24 protein-coding genes are annotated in these 22,413 nt (G+C 30.5%); 11 read left to right on the top strand and 13 right to left on the bottom strand.

The features are described 5' to 3' along the window. Positions 1-21 precede the first annotated feature (21 nt). The 7 genes from ACKTSW_RS03275 to ACKTSW_RS03245 form a co-directional block, all read right to left on the bottom strand. Positions 22-531 carry an OmpH family outer membrane protein gene (locus ACKTSW_RS03275; protein ID WP_408023843.1) on the bottom strand — a complete coding sequence of 170 codons (510 nt, stop codon included), beginning with the start codon at positions 529-531 and terminating at the stop codon, positions 22-24. A 38-nt stretch (positions 532-569) separates the two neighbouring features. Continuing rightward, positions 570-1,391, bottom strand: coding sequence for an OmpH family outer membrane protein (locus ACKTSW_RS03270; RefSeq protein ID WP_408023842.1), 822 nt, complete (start codon positions 1,389-1,391; stop codon positions 570-572). 61 nt (positions 1,392-1,452) lie between these two features. Next, positions 1,453-3,996: an outer membrane protein assembly factor BamA gene (gene bamA, locus ACKTSW_RS03265; protein WP_408023841.1), complete on the bottom strand. Its 2,544-nt coding sequence runs from the start codon at positions 3,994-3,996 to the stop codon at positions 1,453-1,455. Beyond that, the gene (locus ACKTSW_RS03260; protein WP_408023840.1) at positions 3,989-4,741 is read right to left on the bottom strand and encodes an isoprenyl transferase; all 753 of its coding nucleotides are present in this window, start codon (positions 4,739-4,741) and stop codon (positions 3,989-3,991) included. Before ACKTSW_RS03260 ends, bamA begins: the two co-directional genes overlap by 8 nt. A 3-nt stretch (positions 4,742-4,744) precedes the next feature. Beyond that, positions 4,745-5,434: a type IX secretion system protein PorG gene (gene porG, locus ACKTSW_RS03255; protein WP_408023839.1), complete on the bottom strand. Its 690-nt coding sequence runs from the start codon at positions 5,432-5,434 to the stop codon at positions 4,745-4,747. A gap of 104 nt (positions 5,435-5,538) precedes the next feature. Further along, positions 5,539-6,435, bottom strand: coding sequence for an NAD kinase (locus ACKTSW_RS03250; protein WP_408023838.1), 897 nt, complete (start codon positions 6,433-6,435; stop codon positions 5,539-5,541). A 30-nt stretch (positions 6,436-6,465) separates the two neighbouring features. Then, the gene (locus tag ACKTSW_RS03245; RefSeq protein WP_408023837.1) at positions 6,466-7,125 is read right to left on the bottom strand and encodes a CBS domain-containing protein; all 660 of its coding nucleotides are present in this window, start codon (positions 7,123-7,125) and stop codon (positions 6,466-6,468) included. A gap of 59 nt (positions 7,126-7,184) precedes the next feature. Here ACKTSW_RS03245 and ACKTSW_RS03240 point away from each other — a divergent pair, with 59 nt between their 5' ends. Together ACKTSW_RS03240 and ACKTSW_RS03235 are read left to right on the top strand one after the other, a co-directional pair. Continuing rightward, positions 7,185-7,898, top strand: coding sequence for a pyridoxine 5'-phosphate synthase (locus ACKTSW_RS03240; RefSeq protein WP_408023836.1), 714 nt, complete (start codon positions 7,185-7,187; stop codon positions 7,896-7,898). A 2-nt stretch (positions 7,899-7,900) separates the two neighbouring features. Next, complete coding sequence (locus ACKTSW_RS03235) at positions 7,901-8,668, top strand: alpha/beta fold hydrolase (protein WP_408023835.1); 768 nt, start codon at positions 7,901-7,903, stop codon at positions 8,666-8,668. Between the two features lie 67 nt (positions 8,669-8,735). Here the strand turns inward: ACKTSW_RS03235 and ACKTSW_RS03230 are convergent, their stop codons facing one another. Beyond that, entirely contained in the window at positions 8,736-8,993 is a 258-nt protein-coding gene (locus ACKTSW_RS03230) for a hypothetical protein (RefSeq protein WP_408023834.1), read from the bottom strand. Between the two features lie 146 nt (positions 8,994-9,139). On the opposite strand from ACKTSW_RS03230, the gene ACKTSW_RS03225 reads away from it, so the two are divergent. Beyond that, positions 9,140-9,526: a hypothetical protein gene (locus ACKTSW_RS03225; protein WP_408023833.1), complete on the top strand. Its 387-nt coding sequence runs from the start codon at positions 9,140-9,142 to the stop codon at positions 9,524-9,526. Between the two features lie 22 nt (positions 9,527-9,548). Here the strand turns inward: ACKTSW_RS03225 and ACKTSW_RS03220 are convergent, their stop codons facing one another. Both ACKTSW_RS03220 and ACKTSW_RS03215 read right to left on the bottom strand, forming a co-directional pair. Next, entirely contained in the window at positions 9,549-9,998 is a 450-nt protein-coding gene (locus ACKTSW_RS03220; RefSeq protein ID WP_408023832.1) for a TlpA family protein disulfide reductase, read from the bottom strand. A 103-nt stretch (positions 9,999-10,101) separates the two neighbouring features. Beyond that, positions 10,102-10,680, bottom strand: a complete 579-nt coding sequence (locus ACKTSW_RS03215; protein WP_408023831.1) for an NAD(P)H-dependent oxidoreductase — start codon at positions 10,678-10,680, stop codon at positions 10,102-10,104. 293 nt (positions 10,681-10,973) lie between these two features. Here ACKTSW_RS03215 and ACKTSW_RS03210 point away from each other — a divergent pair, with 293 nt between their 5' ends. The 4 genes from ACKTSW_RS03210 to clpX all read left to right on the top strand — a co-directional run bounded on the left by ACKTSW_RS03210 (position 10,974) and on the right by clpX (position 14,896). Beyond that, the gene (locus ACKTSW_RS03210) at positions 10,974-11,321 is read left to right on the top strand and encodes a phage holin family protein (protein ID WP_408023830.1); all 348 of its coding nucleotides are present in this window, start codon (positions 10,974-10,976) and stop codon (positions 11,319-11,321) included. A 132-nt stretch (positions 11,322-11,453) separates the two neighbouring features. Next, the gene (gene tig, locus ACKTSW_RS03205; protein WP_408023829.1) at positions 11,454-12,776 is read left to right on the top strand and encodes a trigger factor; all 1,323 of its coding nucleotides are present in this window, start codon (positions 11,454-11,456) and stop codon (positions 12,774-12,776) included. Between the two features lie 131 nt (positions 12,777-12,907). Further along, the gene (clpP, locus tag ACKTSW_RS03200; RefSeq protein ID WP_408023828.1) at positions 12,908-13,567 is read left to right on the top strand and encodes an ATP-dependent Clp endopeptidase proteolytic subunit ClpP; all 660 of its coding nucleotides are present in this window, start codon (positions 12,908-12,910) and stop codon (positions 13,565-13,567) included. A 90-nt stretch (positions 13,568-13,657) separates the two neighbouring features. After that, positions 13,658-14,896 carry an ATP-dependent Clp protease ATP-binding subunit ClpX gene (gene clpX / locus ACKTSW_RS03195; protein ID WP_408023827.1) on the top strand — a complete coding sequence of 413 codons (1,239 nt, stop codon included), beginning with the start codon at positions 13,658-13,660 and terminating at the stop codon, positions 14,894-14,896. 70 nt (positions 14,897-14,966) lie between these two features. Here clpX and ACKTSW_RS03190 read toward each other — a convergent pair whose 3' ends face one another. Beyond that, the gene (locus ACKTSW_RS03190; protein WP_408023826.1) at positions 14,967-15,854 is read right to left on the bottom strand and encodes a leucine-rich repeat domain-containing protein; all 888 of its coding nucleotides are present in this window, start codon (positions 15,852-15,854) and stop codon (positions 14,967-14,969) included. A gap of 130 nt (positions 15,855-15,984) precedes the next feature. Between ACKTSW_RS03190 and dnaG the strand changes: the two genes are divergently transcribed. Then, positions 15,985-17,994 carry a DNA primase gene (gene dnaG / locus ACKTSW_RS03185; RefSeq protein ID WP_408023825.1) on the top strand — a complete coding sequence of 670 codons (2,010 nt, stop codon included), beginning with the start codon at positions 15,985-15,987 and terminating at the stop codon, positions 17,992-17,994. Positions 17,995-18,209: 215 nt separating this feature from the next. Here dnaG and nadE read toward each other — a convergent pair whose 3' ends face one another. Beyond that, complete coding sequence (gene nadE / locus ACKTSW_RS03180; RefSeq protein WP_408023824.1) at positions 18,210-18,998, bottom strand: NAD(+) synthase; 789 nt, start codon at positions 18,996-18,998, stop codon at positions 18,210-18,212. Positions 18,999-19,089: 91 nt separating this feature from the next. On the opposite strand from nadE, the gene gldB reads away from it, so the two are divergent. The 3 genes from gldB to ACKTSW_RS03165 are packed head-to-tail and all read left to right on the top strand — an operon-like array spanning position 19,090 to position 20,785. Further along, positions 19,090-20,052, top strand: coding sequence for a gliding motility lipoprotein GldB (gene gldB, locus ACKTSW_RS03175; protein WP_408023823.1), 963 nt, complete (start codon positions 19,090-19,092; stop codon positions 20,050-20,052). Then, positions 20,052-20,390: a gliding motility protein GldC gene (gene gldC, locus ACKTSW_RS03170; RefSeq protein WP_408023822.1), complete on the top strand. Its 339-nt coding sequence runs from the start codon at positions 20,052-20,054 to the stop codon at positions 20,388-20,390. Before gldB ends, gldC begins: the two co-directional genes overlap by 1 nt. A 56-nt stretch (positions 20,391-20,446) precedes the next feature. Next, positions 20,447-20,785 (top strand): hypothetical protein, encoded by a 339-nt coding sequence (locus ACKTSW_RS03165; RefSeq protein WP_408023821.1) that lies wholly within the window; start codon positions 20,447-20,449, stop codon positions 20,783-20,785. Between the two features lie 43 nt (positions 20,786-20,828). On the opposite strand, the gene folK is transcribed toward ACKTSW_RS03165, so the two are convergent. Beyond that, positions 20,829-21,959 (bottom strand): 2-amino-4-hydroxy-6-hydroxymethyldihydropteridine diphosphokinase, encoded by a 1,131-nt coding sequence (folK, locus tag ACKTSW_RS03160; protein WP_408023820.1) that lies wholly within the window; start codon positions 21,957-21,959, stop codon positions 20,829-20,831. Positions 21,960-22,413 lie beyond the last annotated feature (454 nt).

Raw genomic sequence — 22,413 nt, 5'->3', positions numbered from 1 at the left:
ATAAAATAGTGTTGTATTCTTCTAGAATCCTAATTTAGCTCTTACAGCATTGTAAATATCTTCACCTTTATCATAAACGATTAAACCTTTTCCAGGCGCAGCATCTAAAACATAAATAATTCCTTTTTCTGTAGCAACAGCTTTGATAGCTTCTTCAGCTTTCTTTAAAATAGGAATAGTTTTTTCTTGATATTTTTTTTGCATCTCTTGACCAGCAGTTTGTTCTGCTTGACTAATTTTTAATCTTTCTTGTTGAACCTCTACAGCTCTCTTTTGGTTTATTTCTTGCGTTTGACTTTTACCTTCAGCTTCGTATTTTTTAATTTTAGCTTCTAGTTTTTTATACATTGTTTCAATATCGTCACGGTATGTTTTGTTTAGCTTTTCTAATTCCGCTTTCATAGCTTTTGTAGCAGGCATTTCAGCTAATAATTTATCAGTGTTAATATGTGCAGTTTTTTGTGCATTTGCCACACCACCTAATCCAATCGTAAAAATTGCAACTAATAATAACGTTTTTAAATGTTTCATTTTTGTTCTAATTTAATTAATGTTCTTTTATTCTTGATTTATTTGTTTTCCTCTGTTTTTTCTTCTTCTTTCTTTTTTTCTTCTTCTTTCTTTTTTGCTTCTTCTTGAGCTTTTCTTAATGCTTCTCTTTTTTCTTGTAAAAGTTTTCTTTTATCAGCTCTTTCTTTTAATCGTTGTTTTCTTTTCTCTTCAATTTGTTTAATTTTAGCTAACCTATCAGCTTCTTTTTGTTTCTTAATTTCTTCTCTTTTAGCAATTATTTCTTTTTTCTCATCACTTAAATTATCACCTTTAAGTAATTCTTTTTTAGCTTCAATTTTATCTTTTTTTGCTTGCCTTTTTTGATCAATATTAATCATTTGTACAACAAGGTCGCTAATATCGTGTTTTTTGTTGGAATACAACATAACCAAATCGCTAGATTTGTCAAATACGAAATCATATTTTTTCCTAGAAGCAATTGTTTGTACAGCATTATAAACTTCATCTTGTACAGGTTTTACTAGCTGCTTTCTTAGGTTGTACATATCTCCGTTAGGACCAAAGTACAAAGACTCTAATCTTCTTAAAGATTCTTGCTTTATACTAATATCTTCTTCGCGTTCTTCAATTAATTCTTTAGTTAAAATTGCTTTTTCGTTGCTTAAGTCTGTTTTTAAAACTTCTATTGCACGAGCTTCCTTATCTAGTCTTGTTTTCCATTTTTCAACCTTTGCATCTAATGAGTTTTGAGCTTCTAAATATGCAGGGATATTTTGAAGAATATACTCCATATCAATATAAGCAATACGTTGATTTTTTTGGGCAACAGTTATACTTGTTATAAGTAAAAGAACGATTGATAAAATGTTTTTTTTCATCTTGTATAATGTATTTAGAAAAAACCGTGCCAAAATCGAGATGCATTACCAATGCACGATTTTAGAACTGTCTTCCAATTATAAAATGTGTTTGCCAACCTGACTTTTCATTTAAGCCTGGTAGTGGATCGAAACCATGTGCGAAATCTATACCTAATAAACCAAATGCAGGCATAAATATACGAACACCTAATCCAGCTGAGCGTTTTAGTTTAAACGGATTAAACTCACTAAAATTGTTATAAGAATTACCTGCTTCTAAAAAACCTAAAGTATAAATAGAGGCAGAAGGTTTATCTGTTATAGAGTAACGTAATTCTAGTTGAAATTTGTTATAAATAGCCCCTCCATCAATAGAAGAGATTCTATTGTTTTCATACCCTCTTAAACCGATAGTTTCACGTCCATCTAATTGTCCTTGAGCAATACCATCTCCTCCAACAAAATATCTTTCCACAGGAGTTAATCCAAGTTCATTATTATATTTTCCTAAATAGCCCATTTCAAAATTAGACATTAAAACTAATTTATTAGCCAAAGATGTATACCACTTACCTTTAGCAGATATCTTATAGTATTCTAGCCATTTATATTTATCAGCTAAAAAAGCTTGTCTTTGCTCTGAAGTAGGGTTATCTGGCTCAGTGTAATCTTTTTCGTTAACTAATGAATAAGGGAAAGTAGCTTTTGCTCTTAAGGTAAACTCAGAACCATAGGTTGGAAAAATTAAACTAGGACCTGCAGAATTACGGCCTAAAGAAACTGTATAGGCTAAATTATTTAGGTCTCCTTCACTAAGAATATTATTAGATGAACCTACCCTGTATCCATAATTTTGCAACTCAATTCTTTGATAACTAATATTTTGTGAAAGCGTAAAATAATCGTCAGGCCATTTTAAACGTTTTGCTAATCCAACTGAAGCACCAATAATACTTAGGCTTTCATCTTTGTTTACATTGTTGGTAGTAAAATCAAATCGATATTGGTTCGATAAGTATACAGAAAAAGATAAAGATTGTGGTGTTTTACCACCTAACCAAGGCTCAGTAAACGAAAAGCTATAGGTATTATATGTTCTACTAGCTTGCAAACGTAAAGACAAACTTTGTCCATCGCCCATAGGTAATGGCTTATAAGCTTCTTTATTGAAAATATTTTTAATAGAGAAATTGTTAAAAGAAAGACCTAAGGTACCAATGAAAGATCCACCACCGTAACCACCTTGCAGTTCAATTTGACTCCCTCCTTTTTCAACTACAGAAAACTCAATATCTGCTGTTTTATTTTGATAGTCAGGCTTAACATCAGGGGTTACATTAGTATCGAAGAAACCTAATTGTCCTATTTCACGAATAGAACGAATGATGTTTTCACGACTAAATAAGTCTCCTGGCTTAACACGTAACTCTCTGTAAATTACATGATCGTTTGTTTTATCATTTCCTACTACAGATACTTTTTTAATAGTAGCAGGTTCGTCTTCTCTAATACGGACTTCAACAGTAATTGAGTCGTTTTTCACCTTGGTTTCTATAGCATTTACTTGTGAAAACAAGTAACCGTTATTGTGATAAAGTGTTTGGATATCCACAGAAGATGGTGTACCATCACCAGAAATTCGTTCTTTTAAAACTTTTCCGTTGTAAATATCACCTTTGTCAATTCGCAGTATATTACTCAATTGCTCGTCTGTATATCTTTTGTTTCCAATAAAAAGAATTTCATCAAAACGATATTGACGACCTTCCTCTACTTGTATTTCAAGATTTATGGTATTATCGTCATTCCAAACAACATTATCAGATAAAACTCTAGCATCACGATATCCTTTTTCACTATACTTTTCAAGAATGTTTTTTAAATCTTCTTTATAATCATCTAAAATATATTTTGAAGCTTTCCAAAAACGACCAAAAACTTTACGCTTAGTGTTTTTCATAGTACCTCGTAAAGTGGCATCCGACATTGCTTTGTTACCAGTAAAATTGATGCTTTTAATTTTTATACGCTCACCTTTGTCAATAAAAATAGCCATACTAACGGTATTAACGTCAGAGGTGTCTTTTTTGGTGTCTACAGATACTTTAGTTTTTAAAAAACCCTTATCGGTATATTTTTTTTGAATATAGTTACGTGTAGTTACAATAAGGTTATCAGTAACCATGACACCTTTTTTTAAGTCTGTTTCTTTCTTTATTTCTTTAACCTGAGACTTTTTAATCCCAGAAATAGCTACATCGGTTAATTGAGGTAATTCAGTAACATCAAACTGAAGATATACTGTTTCTCCATCACGTTTAGATAAATAAACATCTACCTCACTAAACTGTTTACTCTCGTATAGTTTTTTAATAGCACTAGTAAGTTTGTCTCCTGGTAACTTTATAGGTTGTCCTTCAACTAAACCAGTATATATTTTAACTGTTTGTTCGCTAAATTTTTGTAAACCAGTTACTGTTATTCCACCCAAGATATACTCTTTTCCTCTTTCATAGGAAATAATATTGGTGACAGTGCTGTCTTTAGGAGTTGAGTTTTGTGCTTGAGTATTCACCGAAAAAAGGGTGATAAAAAATACTAGTAAATACGAATATTTATTCATTGGTTTCAATCTGTTCACTGGTTTTTCCAAATCTTCTTTCTCTGTTTTGATAATCGATAATTGCGTCGTAAAGATGTTGTTTTCTGTAATCGGGCCATAATACGTCGGTAAAGTACAATTCAGCATAAGCCATCTGCCAAAGTAAATAATTACTTATTCTTTGTTCTCCACTTGTACGTATCATTAAATCAACATCGGGCAAATTAAACGTATATAAATGATTATTTATAACTTTATCGTTAATTTTTTCAATTTCTATCTCGTTATTAACAACTTTTTTTGATATGTTTTTGATTGCATTAACAATTTCTTCTCTTGAGCCATAACTTAAAGCAAAGGTTAATGTAATTTTAGTATTGTTTTTGGTTTCATCAATAACTTTATTTAAAATTTTCTGAGCGTTGTTAGGTAAGTTTGCTAAATTACCAATGGCGTTAACTTTTACATTTTTACGTTGAAACTCGGGAAGTTCTTTTTTTAAAGTACTTACTAGCAAGCTCATTAAAGTATCTACTTCGAATTTAGGGCGGTTCCAATTTTCAGTAGAAAAAGCATATAGAGTTAGAAACTTAACACCAAGCTCAGAGGCGGTATCTGCAGTTTCTCTAATAGCAGTTAAGGCATTTCTATGCCCAAAAACACGTTGCATTCCTTTACTTTTTGCCCATCTACCATTACCATCCATAATTATGGCGATGTGTTTTGGTACGTTTTGTAAATCAATGCGCTGTAGTTTTTTCTCCATAATTTATTCAGCTATTCCACCAAAACAAGGTGGTCTTCCAAAGGTATATACGATAGAAATACCAGAAAATACATACCAGTCATTTCCATTACCTCCAAAATCTAATGAGTTTATTTTATCTGTTGTAAAGTCTATATCATCTACAAACGTGAATCTTACACCGGTTTCAAAAGCAATAGCAAAATTATCTGCTAATCTTCCTTTGATACCTATCCCTACAGGCAAGGTGTATGAAAAAGTATTTTTTAAAAGTATTGTGTTATTAGAAGAAGAAGGTTCTGGACTTTTGTAGTTAAAAGCAGCAACCTCAGCCATTATATAAGGGGTAAATGTGGTTCTATAATCGTTAATATTATATTCAAAGAAGTTAAATTCTACTCCAGCAGCAAATTCGTGTATAGTGTTAGAAAACGAAAACTGTCCACGAGGTCTATTTTTGCGAAATGAATTATCAGCATCTTCATCATTGCCAGAGACAGGAATGTAAGTGTACGTTCCTCGTAAGGCAATTCTTGGGTTTAAATTATACTTATATATAACCCCACCAGAGATTTTGTTGGGGTATATGTAGTTTGTTCTACCTATATCTCCAACATAATTTGAGCCGCCAGCAAAAAACCCGACTTCATGAGTTTGTGATTGTAATGGTGTTACTACACAAGCTAATAATATTAATAAAATAAGTCTTCTCATTGTAAAATAGCGTGCAAATATAGGGAATTGAATTTGCTTTAAAAAGTTAATATTCTGTCTTTTTGATTAACTTTTTTTTTGCAGTTTTATTGTAATTACTATTGTTATAAGCTTTCATTTCGTGTGTCTTCTCCCCATAAGAGTTTTCCCCGCAAGGTTTTTAAGTAAGATTGATTTTTTGGTAAAATACTTTTTATAGTAAAAGGAGCCTTCTGTATTCTAATTTTAGTTTCTAAAGAAACTGTAGTAATACGAGAGTCTAAAGAGATCAAAAAATCTTTTTCACGAGCACTTACTTCAAGATGTATATATGTGTCATCAGGAATAACCATAGGTCGTGCGCTTAAGTTATGTGGTGCTATAGGGGTTATTACAAAACTTTTAGAGTTTGGTAAAATTACAGGGCCATCACAACTTAAAGAATATCCTGTAGAACCTGTTGGTGTTGCTATAATTAACCCATCAGCCCAGTAATTAGTTAAATATTCTGTGTTTAAAAAAGTTTTAATACCAATCATAGAAGTTGTATTCCTTCTAGCAATAGTAACTTCATTAAGTGCAAAATTAAGTTCAGAAAAATCTTCTGTAGCTGGTGAGGTTTCTATTTGTAATAAAAAACGTTCTTGTAAAGAATACTCTTTTTTAAGTATTAAATCAATTGTTTCTTCAATTTGATTTTTTTGAACGGTAGCTAAAAAACCTAAGCGACCAGTATTAATTCCCACAATAGGAATATCTAAATCACGTATATAGGTAACGGCTCTTAAAATAGTACCGTCTCCACCTATAGTAAACATTACGTCAAAATTATCCGACAAGTCGTTAAAATGTGTGTAGGTAGGGTACTTTTTATATAGTGAATTATGTTCTATAAATAAATTATAGAATTGTTGTTCAAAAAAAACAACTATATTATGTTTTTCTAATACCGCTAAAAGAATTTTCACTTCCTTTTCTGCAGTATTTGTGTAAGCTTGTCCGTAAATAGCGACTTTTTTCACTTCTGAAGTTTTTGTTTGGTTATTGATAAATTACATATCTAAGTACTTTCTTAAATAAGCAGCTCTATCTTTAAGTTCTTCTAAATAAAAATCATCTTCGTGCTGTGTAATAACATTATAGTCATACCTACGAAATGTTTGAATAATTTCATTCACCTCTTCAGATATAATTTTTAGTGTTATTTCAATATTATTCATGTTTTCAGAAGAAATATAAGCACCCAGTAATTTACCGTTATTAGTTTCAACTATTTGTGCTACTTGGCTCATTGAATAATCATTCTTATTCTTGTCGATAATTAGTGTATCACTTTCGTTGTGTAAGAACGGGCTATCGGCAAAAGCATCTAAAATATCACTCAATTCATAATACCCAACATATTGCATGTTTTTATCTAAAACAGGAACTAGGTTTGAATCATTATCAGCAAAAAGTGTAATCAAATCTAGAAGCGTAGCACTTTCATCAGTGTAAAAATGGTCGAGTAAATAAGAATACTCATTAAGAGAACGGTTTTTATTCTCGATCGTTTGAATGTCACTTTCAGGTAAACAACCTACTAACTTGTTGTTCTCAACAACAGGAATATGGGTTATTGGTAAATCTTTACATAGTTGTTGAGCGCTTTTAACAGAACTGTTTAGCGTTAATGCTTTAATCTCTTTTAGTATAAATTCGTTTACTTTCATTACTACGAATATAGTTTAAAATGTTCGAATGCGTTATCTTTGTAGTCTAATTTTACAACATGACAAAGTTAAGTGTTAATATTAATAAAATAGCTACACTTCGTAATTCTAGAGGAGGAAATGTACCTGATTTATTACAAGTAGCAAATGATATACAAGAGTTTGGAGCAGAAGGAATCACGATTCATCCAAGACCCGATGAGCGTCATATTCGTTACCAAGATGCATATGATTTAAAATCAATTGTAAGAACCGAATATAATATTGAAGGAAATCCAATTGATAAATTCAAACAAATGGTATTAGAAATTAAGCCTACACAGGTAACGTTGGTGCCTGATGGTGTAGATCAACTTACATCAAATGCTGGTTGGGATACCATAACGCATCAATCGTATTTAAAGGATGTGATTGCTGAATTTAAAAATGCAGGTATTAGAACATCGATTTTTATAGATACTGATTTAAAGCTGATTGAAGCAGCTGCAAAAACTGGAGCCGATAGAGTTGAGTTATACACTGAAGAGTTTGCTATACAGTATGAAAAAGGGAACAAAGAAGCAGTAAAAAAATATACAGAAGCAGCTGTTTTAGCAAATGAAGTAGGTTTAGGTGTTAATGCAGGTCATGATTTAAGTTTGCAGAACATTAAATTCTTTAAACAAAATATTCCTCATTTAGCTGAAGTTTCAATAGGGCATGCATTGATATCAGAAAGTTTGTATTTAGGCTTAGAGAATGTTGTGAATATGTATTTACATCGTTTGCAATAATTATGGAAGTATTATATTCAAAAATAATTGGAGAAGGACAACCGTTACTTATTTTGCATGGGTACTTTGGTATGGGAGATAATTGGAAATCGCATGCTAATAAATTTGCAGAAGATGGTTTTGAGGTACATTTAATAGATCAGCGTAATCATGGACGAAGCTTTCATTCAGATGCTTTTGATTATGAGTTGTTGGTGGGTGATTTATACAACTATATTCAATATCATAATCTTGAAAAAGTAGATTTACTAGGACATTCCATGGGAGGAAAAACAGTAATGTTGTTTGCCACAGAATATTCTGAGCTGGTAAACAAGTTAATTGTTGCTGATATTTCTCCAAGAATGTATCCACCACATCATCACGAAATTTTAGCAGCCTTAAATTCTGTAGATTTTTCCAAACAAACCTCACGTAAGTTGGTTGATGAAAAACTAGCGGAACTAATTGGAGAAAAAGGAATTCGTCAGTTTTTAGCTAAAAACGTATATAGAAAAACAAAAGATAAGTTAGCGTTTCGTTTTAACTTGAAATCATTAACAGAAAACAACAGTGAAGTTGGAGTAGCGTTACCGTCTTTTACTGTTTTTGAAGGAGAAACATTGTTTTTACGTGGAGCAAATTCAGGATATATTTCAAAAGAAGATGAGCCGTTAATTCAAGTACATTTTCCAAAGTCTAAAATAAAAACCATAGCTAATACAGGGCATTGGTTACATGCAGAAAACCCAAAAGATTTTTACAAAGAAGCTCTGTTGTTTTTTAAATAAAAAAGCGAGGTAGAATACTATATTCTACCCTCGCTTAGGAATTCGCCCCCCGCGAAAAACAAAATTATTAAGAATAATCACTGTTTATTTCATTAATTAAGCTATTTATATTACTATCAATGGCTTGTTGGTGTTTCATGTAGTTATAAAAAACAGCCACAATTGCTTTTTCAATAGTTAAGTTTTTTCTTTTACCAGAATATACTTTTTGTATGGTTTCTAAAGAAAAATTATAACCATTTTGACTTAAGTAGTTTTTTACCTTTTCTCTGTATTTAGGAGGTTTAATTTTTTCTAATTCTTTTCGTTGTATAGCAGTTATCATAAAAACTCAAGTTGTTTTTTAGAAGTTGATAGCACTTTTTAATTTATATTTGTACGTATCCTGTACTTATTACGAAGTAAAAATACAAACAAAAATCTAAATATAAAAACAAAATTAAATAAAATTTAGAAAAAAGTTATTTTTTAATGAGCGATTTTGTAGATGAAACATATAAGAGAGTAGAAGAAATAATTAACTATAAAAGGTTAAATATTAGGTCTTTTGAGGAGGTTATTGATGTGTCTAACAATTCAATTGGCACAGCAATTAGAAGAAAGTCATCTTTTAAAAGTAATGTATTAAACAAAATTCTACATTCTTTTCCAGAGATTAACCCTACTTGGTTGCTTACAGGTAAAGAAAAAATGCTTTTAACAAATAACAATGTAACAAAAGCTAATGAACCAGCTTTAAAATACAATTTGTTAGATATAAAAAGTAAGGTAAAAGATAATTTAATATACTTGTTGTTAGAGGATAAAGAAGTAAAAGAAGCAATCGCAACTCAAGTATCAGAAGTTCTGAAAAAATAATTACCAATAGTTACTTTTAAATTTAATCTCCATTTTCAGTCAAGCTTTCTAAAGCATAATACAGCCTGTTTTGTGCATTATCTTGAGATCCAAAGATAGATCGATATACTTCACCTTTAGGGGTTAGTAGTACCCACTGTGGCGTTCCTTCCGAATTAAAAAAATCATACACTTTATGGTTATTGTCTATATAAATAGGGAAGGGGAGTTCGTTAATAGTAAAAATATTTAGAATATCACCTTTGCTAACAGTATTACTACTAAAATTACTATGAATACCAATAACCTCAATATCCTTGTAGGTCTGTTTAAATTTATAAGCTAATGGAATAGCTCTTCCTGTACAACCTAAACAAGCATTGTTGTAAAATAAAAGTAATAGAATTTTGTTAGCATACTTTTCAAATAAATCAACTTCGTTTTGGTAAAAGTCGGTAACTTTTATAGAGGTTACAATTTTGCTAGTATCCATTTTAAGCTTTTTAATTGAAGTTTTAACAAATTTATTTAAAAAAAGAAGCTTTTGATTCTCTACAAGTTAAAGAATGTTTTTTTAACTTGTAGAGTAGAATTTGTTATTGTAGATTTTTACCTAAAGTGTATACTTTTTGTAACCACAAATTTCTTTGTTCAGAAGTTGAGTTTTTTATTACTGAAAGGAAAGTGATTTTAACAGGTTTAATACCACAAAACTCCAACGTTCCTTTTTTAAACTGTCTAATAGCAGGTCTTTTCATAAAAAGATAATCATACCAACCAGGGGTGTCAGAAGTTATAATGAGTCGAGAGGTTTTACCTTTTAAAAGCTTTTCAGGAAAAGGTTTTCCTTCAATAGGTTGAAAAGTAATTCCCGGTAAAAAAGTTCTGTCAATAAAACCTTTCATTATTGCAGGGTAACTTGCCCACCAAACAGGAAAGACCCAAACAATATGATCAGCTTTTTTAATTTTAGCCAAAGATTCTAATAAATCTGGTTCAAGCTCAGTTCTTTTTCGGTAACCATACTTAAGAGTTGGGTTAAAGTTTAAATCAACAATAGTAATTTCTTCAATTGTAGCATTGGTTTCTAAAGCACCTTTTTTGTAGGAAGCCGCTAGCGCATGATTAAAACTTTCTTTATCAGGATGTCCGTTGATTAATAAAATATTTTTCATAATATATTTGAGATTATGTAGTAAAGTACGGTATTTTTACAAGCTTAAAAAGGACCTTGTTTATGTCATTTTTGTCTACTTTTTTCTTTGCTCTTAATTTTTTAATTTAGGCTCAATTTTATTTTTTTTGTTAAAGTTATAGGGCTAAATTACTATTAACTTTTCTGACTGCCAAAACAGCAGGTTTCTGTTTTTGGTATGGTTGTGGTAAAGTATATGAAGTGTTACGAATTAATGGTTTTAGTGAAAAAGAGTAAATTTATAATTCATAACCAATTAAATAAAAAAGAAAAATGAAAACATTTTTAAAAGTATTATTAACTGCATTGGCAGTAATTTTGTTGGCAAATATTTTACCAGGAGTAGCCGTAGCAAGTTTTACGACCGCAGTAATTGTGGCTGTAGTAATTGCTTTATTAAATTTATTTGTACGTCCGTTGTTGGTGTTTTTTACATTGCCAGCAACCATCGTTACACTAGGGCTATTTTTATTTGTAATCAATGCGGTTATTATATTGTTGGCAGACAAACTAGTGTCAGGTTTTGCAGTTAACGGATTTTTCACAGCGCTCTTGTTCAGTGTATTGCTGTCAATTTTCAGATCATTAATGTTTTCACTATTAAAAGAAGAAGACGAATAAGTAACCTAAAACATTAAAAACTATAAAATAAGGGAGGTAAAAAAGATAACATTCTTGTGGTTAAAAGTCTTGGTTATCAATAAATAAAGTAGTAATTTTGCACCCGATTTTTTAAGAAACAGAATTTTTAAGATGAATATAACAAAAGAAAACGTAGACGCATTAAATGCAGTTGTAAAAGTTGATATTGTTGCAGAAGATTATCAAGATAAAGTAACAAAAGTATTAAACGATTACCGTAAAACAGCTAACATTCCTGGGTTTAGAAAAGGTAATGTACCAATGGGAATGGTAAAGAAGCAATACGGAAAATCAGTAATGATTGATGAGGTAAACAAGCTTTTACAAGAGTCGTTAAACAAATTCTTAGTTGAGGAGAAATTAGATATTTTAGGTAATCCGTTACCAAGAGTACAAGAAGATTTCAATTGGGATGCTGATAAATTCTCTTTTGAGTTTGAATTAGGATTGGCTCCTGAATTCGACGTAAACTTACAACCAAAGAAAAAAGTAACACAATATAACATTGTTGCTACTGACGAGTTAATCGAGAAAGAAATTGAAAATATTCAATCTCGTTACGGTAAAATGTCTGCTAAAGAAGAAGCTACTGAAGAAACTAACATAACTGGTACTTTTGTAAACGAGGAGAAAGAAATTAATAAAAAATCTACAATTTCTGTAAAAGATATCAAAGGAAAAACAAATTTGAAAAAGTTTGTAGGAGCTAAAGTAGGTGACGTTTTAGAATTAAAAACTAAAAATTTATTCAAAGACGAGCATAAATTACAAGGAGCTTTAGGTGTATCTCACGATGAGGTTCACGATTTAGATATCCCCGTAACATTTACTATTGAAGAAATTACTGAAATAGAGCTAGCAGAATTAGATCAAGAATTATTTGATAAGTTATTTGCTGACGGAAGTGTAAAAACTGTAACTGAATTAAAAGATAAAATTAAAGAAGACGCAGAAAAGCAATTCCAACAACAAGCAGATCAACAATTGTTAAACGCAATTACTGAGAACTTAGTAGATAATACAAAGTTTGATTTACCTGCTGAATTTTTACAAAAGTGGTTACAAACTGCGGGAGAAAAAGAATTAACTGCAGAAGAAGCTAACGAAGAGTACAACAAGTCTGAAAAAGGATTACGTTACCAATTAATCGAAGGAAAGATTATGAAAGATAACGATATCAAATTAGAGTATGCAGAGTTAGTAGACTATGCAAAAGGATTTATTAAAGCTCAAATGGCTCAGTTTGGAAACATGAATCCAGAAGAAAAAGAATTAGATGATATTGCTGGAAGAATCTTGCAAAACCAAGATGAAGCTCAAAAATTACAATCTCAATTAATAAGCCAAAAACTATTAGCTTTTTATAAAGAAAACATGAGCTTTGACACGAAAGAAGTTTCTTACGAAGATTTTATTAAAGAAGTATACAAGTAACATTTAATTACCAATGTTATAAAGAAAAACCTGAATAAACATTCAGGTTTTTTTAGTCATAAACTGTAACAAAATACTAACGAAATAGTTCTTATATTTACATCCTTTATAACCCAAAAAACATTTTAAAAATGGATTACGGAAAAGAGTTCGAAAAATACGCCACAAAACACCACGGAATAAATAGTACCTATCTAGGTAAGATAACTAGTAGTTTAACTCCATACATTATGGAAGAACGTCAAATGAATATTACACAAATGGACGTTTTTTCTCGTTTAATGATGGATAGAATTATCTTTTTAGGTACAGGAATCAATGACCAAGTAGCTAATGTAATTCAAGCGCAATTATTATTCTTAGAAAGTGTAGATGCTAATAAAGATATTTCAATATATATTAACTCACCAGGAGGAGGTGTATATGCTGGTTTAGGTATTTACGATACCATGCAGTTTATTAAACCAGATGTAGCAACGATTTGTACAGGAATGGCAGCTTCTATGGGAGCTGTATTAATGTGTGCAGGAGAAAAAGGAAAACGTTCAGCGTTACCACACTCTCGTATTATGATTCACCAACCATTAGGTGGAGCACAAGGGCAAGCATCTGATATTGAAATTACAGCTCGTGAAATATTAAAATTAAAAGATGAGTTGTATGAAATTATTGCAAAACATTCAGGACAAACTACAGAAAAAGTAAATCAAGATTCTGATAGAGATTACTGGATGAAAGCCAATGAGGCGAAAGCTTACGGAATGGTAGACGAAATTTTAACTAGAAAATAAATTTTTGCCTTAAGTATTAAGCCATATGTCATAAACTCTTTAAAAAGTATTTACATAAAGCCTAAAGCTTAAAGCCTAAAGCTAAAGATAATGTCGAAAGAAGAAAATTTACAATGTTCCTTTTGTGGGCGTAAAAAACCAGAAACCGATTTATTAATCGCAGGTTTAGATGCGCATATATGTGATAAATGTATTGAGCAAGCTCATGGAATTGTAGAAGAGGAAATAGCTGAAGCTAAAACCAGTGATTTATCAAAAGACCTTACCCTAAAAAAACCAAGAGAAATTAAAGATTTTTTAGATGAATATATCATAGGGCAAGATCAAACAAAAAAAGCTATGTCTGTGGCAGTATATAATCACTATAAAAGATTATTACAAACCAGAGATGATGAAGATGAAGTTGAAATTGAAAAATCAAACATTGTTTTAGTAGGAGAAACAGGAACAGGAAAAACCTTAGTAGCTCGCACAATTGCTAGAATGCTAAACGTACCATTTTCTATTGTAGATGCTACAGTGTTAACACAAGCAGGTTATGTAGGGGAAGATGTGGAAAGTATTTTAAGTCGTTTGTTACAAGCAGCTGATTATGATGTTGAAAAAGCAGAAAGAGGTATTGTATTTATTGATGAAATAGATAAAATAGCTCGTAAAGGAGACAACCCATCAATTACACGTGATGTTTCTGGAGAAGGTGTGCAACAAGCTTTATTAAAGTTATTAGAAGGTGCAGTCGTAAACGTGGCTCCTAAAGGAGGTAGAAAGCACCCAGAACAAAAGTTTATTGAAATAAATACAAAAGATATTTTATTTATTGCTGGTGGAGCTTTTTCTGGAATAGATAGGTTTATTAGCAAGCGTTTAAATATGCAAGCGGTTGGTTATAGTGCTTCGGTAGAAGAAGATAAAATCGACCACGAAAACTTATTACAGTACATTACACCATTAGATTTAAAATCTTTTGGATTAATTCCAGAAATTATTGGTCGTTTACCAGTATTAAGTTATATGAATCCGTTAGATGAAGAAACACTTAGAGCCATTTTAACAGAGCCTAAAAACTCCATCATAAAGCAATATACTAAGTTGTTTTCAATGGATGATGTTAAGTTTTCAATGACTGAAGAAGCATTACAGTTTATTGTTAATAAGGCTGTAGAGTATAAGTTAGGAGCTCGTGGATTACGTTCGTTATGTGAAGCTATTTTAACCGATGCTATGTTCGATTTACCTAGTTCTGATGAAAAAGAATTTAAGGTAACGAAAGAATATGCAGAATCTAAGCTAACAAAATCAGCATTAAAGAAATTAAGAGCAGCCTCTTAAGGAAATTCTTAAATTATACATAAAAAGAGCCATCAATTTTGATGGCTCTTTTTATGTGTTAAATAAGTTTTTAGTTAGTTTTATGAAGCTTACTATATTGCTGTATCCACTTAGTAATTTCTTCATCTTTAATGTTGTACTTATACATAAGGTCTTCTCTTATCTGCTTTAAGTAGGCTTCATTTAATACGCTTTTTTCATATTCAGAAATAACTAGTTGCTTAAAGCTTTTAGTATACTTTTGTACAGGTTTTTTAACCTCTTTAGGCTTGTTGTATTCTGTAGTAGCTACTATCTTTTCTGTAACTTTGTTATCACCACCATTACTTGTCGTATAAGTGGTTTTTTCGTCTTTATACCATCCTTCAGGAATATTAGCTAATTGTTCTTTACTAACTATGATAGTTTGAATTTTGTTCCCAGTAACATCCATACTTTTCAAATTTTGGCAGTTAGATACATCTAAAGAAGTAAGTTTGTTAGAGGCAGCATATAAACTTTCAAGATTTAAATTTTCACCAAGTATTAACGAACTTAACCTATTATAGTCACAACTTATATAAGTTAAGTTAGTGTTGTTGCTTACATCTAAACGTTCAATTTTGTTTTCACTACAATTTAAAAAGCTTATAGAAGAGCTTTGAGATAAATCAATCTTTGTAATTTCATTACCAAAACAATCTAAACGCCTTAAGTTAGGGAAACTCTCTAAACCAGTTAGGTCTTTAATTTTAGAATAGACATTAGGTAAATCTTTGTTTGTAACAGGGTCGTTAACATTTAAGTTGGTAACATATTCGGCATCACTAACAGTAATACTTCCGTTTAAACCATTTGAATCAATTTTTAAATTAATTAAACATTCTTCTAAACCAATATCAGGAATTCGAATAGTTTCTTGAGAATAAATATTAAATGTAAATAGTGTTGCAAAACAAAAAGTGGTAATTGTTTTCATAATAAGGGGGGGTTTTTAGCAAAATTATATATTTATATATTTATAGCAAATTAAATTGTATAGAGTTTTCGTTATAACAAGATAACTTTTAAAACTAGTAGTATATTTGTTTGCTGTATTTGTATAGTATATGATAACCCAACAAACCATAGATAGAGTTTTTGAGAGCGCTCGAGTAGAGGAAGTGATAGGAGAATTTGTGCAGTTAAAAAAGTCGGGAAGTAACTTTAAAGGGTTAAGTCCGTTTACTGATGAACGTACTCCTTCTTTTATGGTGTCGCCAGTAAAACAAATCTGGAAAGACTTTAGTACTGGAAAAGGAGGCAATGCAATTTCCTTTTTAATGGAGCATGAGCTTTATACTTATCCTGAAGCCATACGTTGGTTAGCAAAAAAATACAATATTGAAATTGAAGAAACTGAGCAATCTGATGAGCAAAAGGAACAGATGAATGAGCGTGAAAGTATGTTTTTAGTTTCTAAGTTTGCTAAAGATTACTTTCATGATGTGTTAATGAACACTCAAAATGGTAGAGCTATTGGACTGTCTTATTTTAAAGAAAGAGGGTTTAGAGAAGATACTATTGAAAAATTCGATTTAGGGTACTGTAAAGATGAGTGGGATAATTTTACTAAAGCAGCTCTAGCTAAAGGATATGATTTAAAATATCTAAAATCTACTGGTTTAACCATAGTAAAAGAAGGAGGAACAGAAGATAGAAAGTTCGACCGATTTAAAGGGCGTGTGATGTTTCCTATCCATAGTATGTCAGGACGTATTTTAGGTTTTGGAGGAAGAATACTTACCAACGATAAGAAGGCCGCAAAATATCTTAATTCACCTGAGAGTGATATTTACCATAAAAGTAAAATTCTTTACGGATTATACCAAGCCAAAAAAGAAATAGCAAAAGAAGATAATTGTTTTTTAGTAGAAGGATATACCGATGTAATTTCGTTTCATCAATCAGGAATTGAAAATGTAGTAGCATCTTCTGGTACTGCGTTAACACCCGATCAAATTCGTTTAGTAAACCGATTAACTCAAAACATTACAGTACTTTTTGATGGTGATGCAGCTGGTATTAGAGCTTCAATTCGTGGAATCGATTTAATTCTTGAACAAGGTATGAATGTTAGGGTAATAGCTTTTCCACAAGGAGAAGACCCTGATAGTTTTGCGAAAGCACACTCTAATGCTGAATTAAAACAATACTTAGAAGAGAAATCAAAAGACTTTATTGAGTTTAAGGTTTCTTTATTGATGGAAGAAGCGGCGAATGATCCTGTTAAAAAAGCAGGATTAATTAGAGATATTGTTACTAGTATATCTAAAATCCCTGACGGTATTCAACGAGAAGTATATGTGCAAGAGTGTGCACGTATTATGGATATATCTGAAAGAGTACTATTTAGCGAGCTTGCTCAATTACTAAAAAAAGGAGGAGTAGTAGCAAGAAAAAGTAATGTAGGACAAGACCCTAATCAACCGCCTCCAGAATACTTTCAAGAACAAGGGCAAGCTTCAATGGAGCCTATAAAAGGAGGGAAAGGAAAATTAAAACAAAGCATCAATCAATTAAATATTCTAGAAAAAGAAATTATTAGAATATTGTTGTTATACGGTAACGAAATTGTTGATTTTGTAAACTGGGTAGAAGCAATTGATGAAAGAGGACGTCCTTTTTTAGAAAAAGAAGAGTATCAAAATACGGTTTCAAACGAGTTGTACTTAAACTTACAAGAAGATGAAATAGAATTTACCAATGAAATATTTCGATTAACTTATTATGAATTAATTCATCAATTAAACCAAGATGAAAAAATTAAAGTAGATCATTTGGTAATGCATAAAAACCCTCAAATATCTAGTTTGGTAACTAATATTTTGATGGATGAAGAAAAATATAATTTAAGCGACTGGGAACGTAAAGAAGTTTTTGTAACAGAAACAGTTAAAGTTCTTCCAAAGTTGGTAACAGATGCTATCTTAAATTTGCGTAGAGTTTTAATTGAAGAAAAAATTAAAGAAATTATGCAAGAGAGTCAAGAAGAGAAAGCGGCTCCTAATTTAGAAGAAATAACTAACTATACAGGTTTAAAAAAACGCCTTTTTGAAAAATTGAATCGTGTGATTTAAGATTAATAAATCGCTAATAGTTTATAGTTTTAATAATTTCAACATTTTTTTGTAGTTTAGCTCGTGAAAAAGAACAAGAAATCAAAGAAAAAATGAGAAAGTTGCTACAAATTCTAGAGTTGCTTAGGTTGTTAGTTATATTACCTTTTAATATGTCTAATGGGCAAAAAAAAAGTGCTTACCAAAGAATTAAACGACAAATGATGTCAGTTAATTTACTTTAATTCTTTAGGAATTTCACAAATAGGAATAGGAACCATTTTATGCTGATTAATTCTGTTGAGACGCGTATATATTTTATATACTTCTAATTCTCTTCCAGAAAAATCATTCACAGTTTTTCCTATATCTTGCATTTTCATGGCCCATTCAAGTTCGTCATACGAAGCCCCTATTTGATCTTCATCGGTTCTATCGTCACCAAATAAACCATCAGTAGGTTGTGCTTTTTGAATAGAAGAAGGAACATTTAAATAATCTGCTAGCTGATATACTTCAGACTTTACTAAATCTGCAATTGGACTTAAATCTACGCCACCATCACCATATTTTGTATAAAACCCTACACCAAAATCTTCTACCTTATTACCAGTTCCTGCAACTAGTAAACCATGTAGTCCAGCAAAATAGTATAAGGTTGTCATGCGTAAACGAGCTCTGGTATTAGCTAAAGCTAAATCAACTTTAGTAGATGATTCAATTTTTGGCACTACAGTTTTAAAATCTTCAAAAGTAGAGGTTAAGTTTACCTCAGCCTCACTCACATTACTGTAACGCTCTTTTAATTGCTTAATATGTTCATTAGCTCTATTTACTTGGCTCTTTGCTTGATGAATTGGTAATTCAACGCACAAAGTAGGTAAACCAGTTTTAGCACATAAAGTAGAGGTCACAGCACTATCAATACCTCCAGAAATGCCTACAACAAAACCATTTACTTTGGCATTTTTAGCATAATCTTTTAACCAGTTTATAATGTGTTCAGAAACCTTTGGAGTATTCATTTTTGTGATATTTTAAGGATTTACAGTTAAGTGTAAAAACTAATTTAGTAATTTTGACGTTGTAATTTAGAATGTAAATATACTAAAGTTCATGAGAAAAATTTTAGCACTTGCTACCTTAATTGTTGTAAGTTTTTCGTGCAAAAAAGAAGAAGCTGACAAATTAAAAGTTGATGTGTCGAATATAGAGCTCAATTTGGAATTAAAACGTTTTGATATTGATTTTTATACAACAAAACCTGACCAACTTTCTACAACAAAAGAAAAATACCCAATGTTATTCCCTCCACAACCCGACAGTGTTTGGATAAATAAAATAAATAGCAAAGATGAACAAGAGTTGTTTGCAGAAACACAAAAAGTTTTTTCTGATATCACAGAAGAAAAAGAGCAGTTAACATCATTATTCAAACATGTGAAATATTACAATCCTAAATTTGTAAGTCCTAAGGTAATAACAATGTTAACAAATATTGATTATAATAACAGAATTGTATATACCGATAGTTTGTTGTTAATCTCTTTAGATGCTTATTTAGGAGAAAAACATGAGTTTTATAATGATTATCCAGAGTACGTAAGACAGAATAATACTAAGGAACATATCGTAGTTGATATTGCTAAAGCTATTATAGGTAAGCAAATGTTACCTAATAGTACGAGAACTTTTATTAATAAAATGATTTATCGCGGAAAAAAAATGTACTTGCTTGATGCTTATTTACCGAAGACTCCTGATGCCTTAAAGATAGGATACTCTCAATCAAAATTAGATTGGGCAGAAAATAATGAAGAGCAAATTTGGAAGTATTTTATCGAAAAAGATTTATTATACAGTACAACTAAAGATGTTGATAAGCGCTTTTTAGATTTAGCTCCTTTTTCTAAGTTTTATATGGAAGAAGATAATCAATCACCTGGTAGAATAGGAGAGTGGATTGGTTGGCAAATAGTACGTTCATACATGCAAAAGAATGATGTATCTTTGCATCAATTATTACAAACAAGTGAAGAAGAAATCTTCAAAAACTCAAGATATAAACCAAAAAAATAATGGCGATAGAGCATACATCAAAAATAACATTTAAAGTAGGGTTAGACGAAAACAAAATTCCTGAAGAAATTACTTGGAATGCAGAAGACGGTGGTATAAAAGATGAAGCATCAAAAGCAATTATGCTATCTGTTTGGGATCATAAACAAAAAGATACTTTACGTATGGATTTATGGACGAAAGATATGCCTGTAGATGAAATGAAGCAATTCTTTCATCAAACCTTAGTGTCGATGGCTAATTCGTTTGAAAGAGCTACAAATGATGAAAAAATGAGTGCTACGATGCGCGATTTTTGTGATTACTTTGCTGAAAAACTAGAGTTAATTAAAAAATAATTAGTTCTGAAAAAGAACAAGATAAAATAATCAGAAAGAAACTATGGTTAGGGTTTATGCCTATTTTAATAATTTCTGTTATTGCTTTTTATTTTAAAACTAATTCACTAAATCATAAAAGGAAAATTTATTACAAAGCAAAAAGTATTTCTTACTCTGGAGTAATTATAAGAAAAAGAATAGACAAAGATTTTGGAGATATAGGTTATAGAACACCTAGAATAATTACATTAAATTCAAATTATGAAAGAGGTGTTTTACCAAATCTATTTGATAAATTGAAAATAGGAGATTCTGTTGTAAAAAAGCAAGGGTCAGATTCAGTTTATTATTACAGAAATAATAAAATTTTACAAATAGTAGATGGGTTAATATATTTACGAAAAGATTTTTAGAAAATATAGAGTAATAAAAAAACAGCTTTTAAAAGCTGTTTTTTTATGGGGTATAGTTTTTTATTTTATTATTAATAATTTCATAATCATCAGGATTATTTACAAAATCCAAATTAGAAACATCAACAATTAGAATATTTAGGTCAGGTTGTGTTTTTATAAAATTGCTATATCCATCGTGGATTTTCTTCAGATAACTAGCCTCAATGTTTTGCTCATATTCACGTCCACGTTTTTTAATATTTTCTAACAAGCGTTCTGTGTTTTGATATAAGTACACATACAAATCAGGCTTAGTGATTTCTTTGTACATTAAATCAAACATTTTTCTGTACAATTGATACTCATCACTATGCAAAGTTACTTGTGCAAAAATGAGCGATTTAAAAATGTAGTAATCAGAAACAATAAAATTTTTAAATAAATCAAATTGTGCTAAATCATCAGAAAGTTGTTGATAGCGATCAGCTAAAAAACTCATTTCTAAAGGAAAAGCATAACGTTCATTATCGTTATAAAACTTAGGTAAAAATGGATTGTCAGCAAAACGTTCTAAGACAACTTTAGCATTAAATTCATCAGACATCATATTAGCTAATGATGTTTTTCCAGCACCAATGTTGCCTTCAATAGCAATATAATTATACTTTTCGGTAATGGGAATAGGTCGCTCTAGTTTAACATTAAGTTTGGTAATTTCTGAAGTATCAGTACAATTCTCTAGGCAGATATATAAATGTTTTTTTTCTATAGGATGAATAACATTACATGCAATTTCAACCAAAGGAACTAATGCAAACTTACGTTCTAACATTCTAGGATGTGGTACAATTAATGTTTTTGAGAATATAATTTCATCATCAAATAATAAAATATCTAAATCAATCAATCTGTCTGAGTATCCATCCTTGTTTTTTCTCGTTCTTCCTAATTCTTTTTCTATAAAAAGTAAACTACGTATTAATTGTTCTGGAGGAAGAGAAGTTGATACTTTAATGCATGTATTGTAAAAATTACTACTATCAAAACCCCACGAAGCAGTTTCGTATACAGATGCTATTTTTAATACAGCGCCTACTTTATCAGCAATTAAGTTAATTGCTTGCTGAATATTTGCAAGCTTATTTCCTTGATTGGTTCCTATAGATATGTATGTAATTCGTTGTATTTTCATGAATGGGATGTAAAGAAAACTAAAACTAAAAAAAGAAAAGCTATAAATAGATTTTTTATTTAAATAAATTTCTCAAAAAAAAGTAGGGTGTTTTATTTTTCAACTGTTATAGTGTTAGATTTCTTTATAGAGTAAGATTTTTATATGATTATTGGGGAATGATCTGAAATAACTCTAAGTAAAAGGCTACTAATTTAAATTGGTAGCCTTTCCTTTTTTTAGAAAAAAGATTAGAGAAAAACATTATTAAAGTGCTTTAGTATTGAAAAATTAGTTATTAGACTGAAATTTCAATTTTCTTTAAGAAAAAGAATGATACTTGATAGGTGAGTCGTCCTAAAATAGGTTGACAGTTATTTAAAAAATTATATTGAACCAGAGAAGTTAACTTCTCTGGTTTTTTTGTTATGTACAAAGTTAGGTGTTTTCATGTTAAGACTTAAATGTGGTCTTT

The organism is Tenacibaculum sediminilitoris (assembly GCF_964513795.1).
In the GTDB taxonomy this organism is placed as follows: Bacteria; Bacteroidota; Bacteroidia; order Flavobacteriales; family Flavobacteriaceae; genus Polaribacter; species Polaribacter sediminilitoris.
This window is presented reverse-complemented; position numbering and strand designations above follow the sequence as displayed.

What these genes read in the sequence shown, in the direction of transcription:
- ACKTSW_RS03240 (WP_408023836.1), top strand. Translation starts at nt 7,185, where the DNA reads ATGACAAAGTTAAGTGTTAATATTAATAAAATAGCTACACTTCGTAAT.
- gldC (WP_408023822.1), top strand. Translation starts at nt 20,052, where the DNA reads ATGGCGATAGAGCATACATCAAAAATAACATTTAAAGTAGGGTTAGAC.
- ACKTSW_RS03275 (WP_408023843.1), bottom strand. Translation starts at nt 531, where the DNA reads ATGAAACATTTAAAAACGTTATTATTAGTTGCAATTTTTACGATTGGA.
- clpX (WP_408023827.1), top strand. Translation starts at nt 13,658, where the DNA reads ATGTCGAAAGAAGAAAATTTACAATGTTCCTTTTGTGGGCGTAAAAAA.
- ACKTSW_RS03220 (WP_408023832.1), bottom strand. Translation starts at nt 9,998, where the DNA reads ATGGATACTAGCAAAATTGTAACCTCTATAAAAGTTACCGACTTTTAC.
- dnaG (WP_408023825.1), top strand. Translation starts at nt 15,985, where the DNA reads ATGATAACCCAACAAACCATAGATAGAGTTTTTGAGAGCGCTCGAGTA.
- ACKTSW_RS03235 (WP_408023835.1), top strand. Translation starts at nt 7,901, where the DNA reads ATGGAAGTATTATATTCAAAAATAATTGGAGAAGGACAACCGTTACTT.
- folK (WP_408023820.1), bottom strand. Translation starts at nt 21,959, where the DNA reads ATGAAAATACAACGAATTACATACATATCTATAGGAACCAATCAAGGA.
- ACKTSW_RS03270 (WP_408023842.1), bottom strand. Translation starts at nt 1,391, where the DNA reads ATGAAAAAAAACATTTTATCAATCGTTCTTTTACTTATAACAAGTATA.
- nadE (WP_408023824.1), bottom strand. Translation starts at nt 18,998, where the DNA reads ATGAATACTCCAAAGGTTTCTGAACACATTATAAACTGGTTAAAAGAT.
- ACKTSW_RS03190 (WP_408023826.1), bottom strand. Translation starts at nt 15,854, where the DNA reads ATGAAAACAATTACCACTTTTTGTTTTGCAACACTATTTACATTTAAT.
- ACKTSW_RS03215 (WP_408023831.1), bottom strand. Translation starts at nt 10,680, where the DNA reads ATGAAAAATATTTTATTAATCAACGGACATCCTGATAAAGAAAGTTTT.
- gldB (WP_408023823.1), top strand. Translation starts at nt 19,090, where the DNA reads ATGAGAAAAATTTTAGCACTTGCTACCTTAATTGTTGTAAGTTTTTCG.
- ACKTSW_RS03260 (WP_408023840.1), bottom strand. Translation starts at nt 4,741, where the DNA reads ATGGAGAAAAAACTACAGCGCATTGATTTACAAAACGTACCAAAACAC.
- porG (WP_408023839.1), bottom strand. Translation starts at nt 5,434, where the DNA reads ATGAGAAGACTTATTTTATTAATATTATTAGCTTGTGTAGTAACACCA.
- ACKTSW_RS03210 (WP_408023830.1), top strand. Translation starts at nt 10,974, where the DNA reads ATGAAAACATTTTTAAAAGTATTATTAACTGCATTGGCAGTAATTTTG.
- bamA (WP_408023841.1), bottom strand. Translation starts at nt 3,996, where the DNA reads ATGAATAAATATTCGTATTTACTAGTATTTTTTATCACCCTTTTTTCG.
- ACKTSW_RS03165 (WP_408023821.1), top strand. Translation starts at nt 20,447, where the DNA reads ATGCCTATTTTAATAATTTCTGTTATTGCTTTTTATTTTAAAACTAAT.
- ACKTSW_RS03245 (WP_408023837.1), bottom strand. Translation starts at nt 7,125, where the DNA reads ATGAAAGTAAACGAATTTATACTAAAAGAGATTAAAGCATTAACGCTA.
- ACKTSW_RS03230 (WP_408023834.1), bottom strand. Translation starts at nt 8,993, where the DNA reads ATGATAACTGCTATACAACGAAAAGAATTAGAAAAAATTAAACCTCCT.
- ACKTSW_RS03225 (WP_408023833.1), top strand. Translation starts at nt 9,140, where the DNA reads ATGAGCGATTTTGTAGATGAAACATATAAGAGAGTAGAAGAAATAATT.
- clpP (WP_408023828.1), top strand. Translation starts at nt 12,908, where the DNA reads ATGGATTACGGAAAAGAGTTCGAAAAATACGCCACAAAACACCACGGA.
- tig (WP_408023829.1), top strand. Translation starts at nt 11,454, where the DNA reads ATGAATATAACAAAAGAAAACGTAGACGCATTAAATGCAGTTGTAAAA.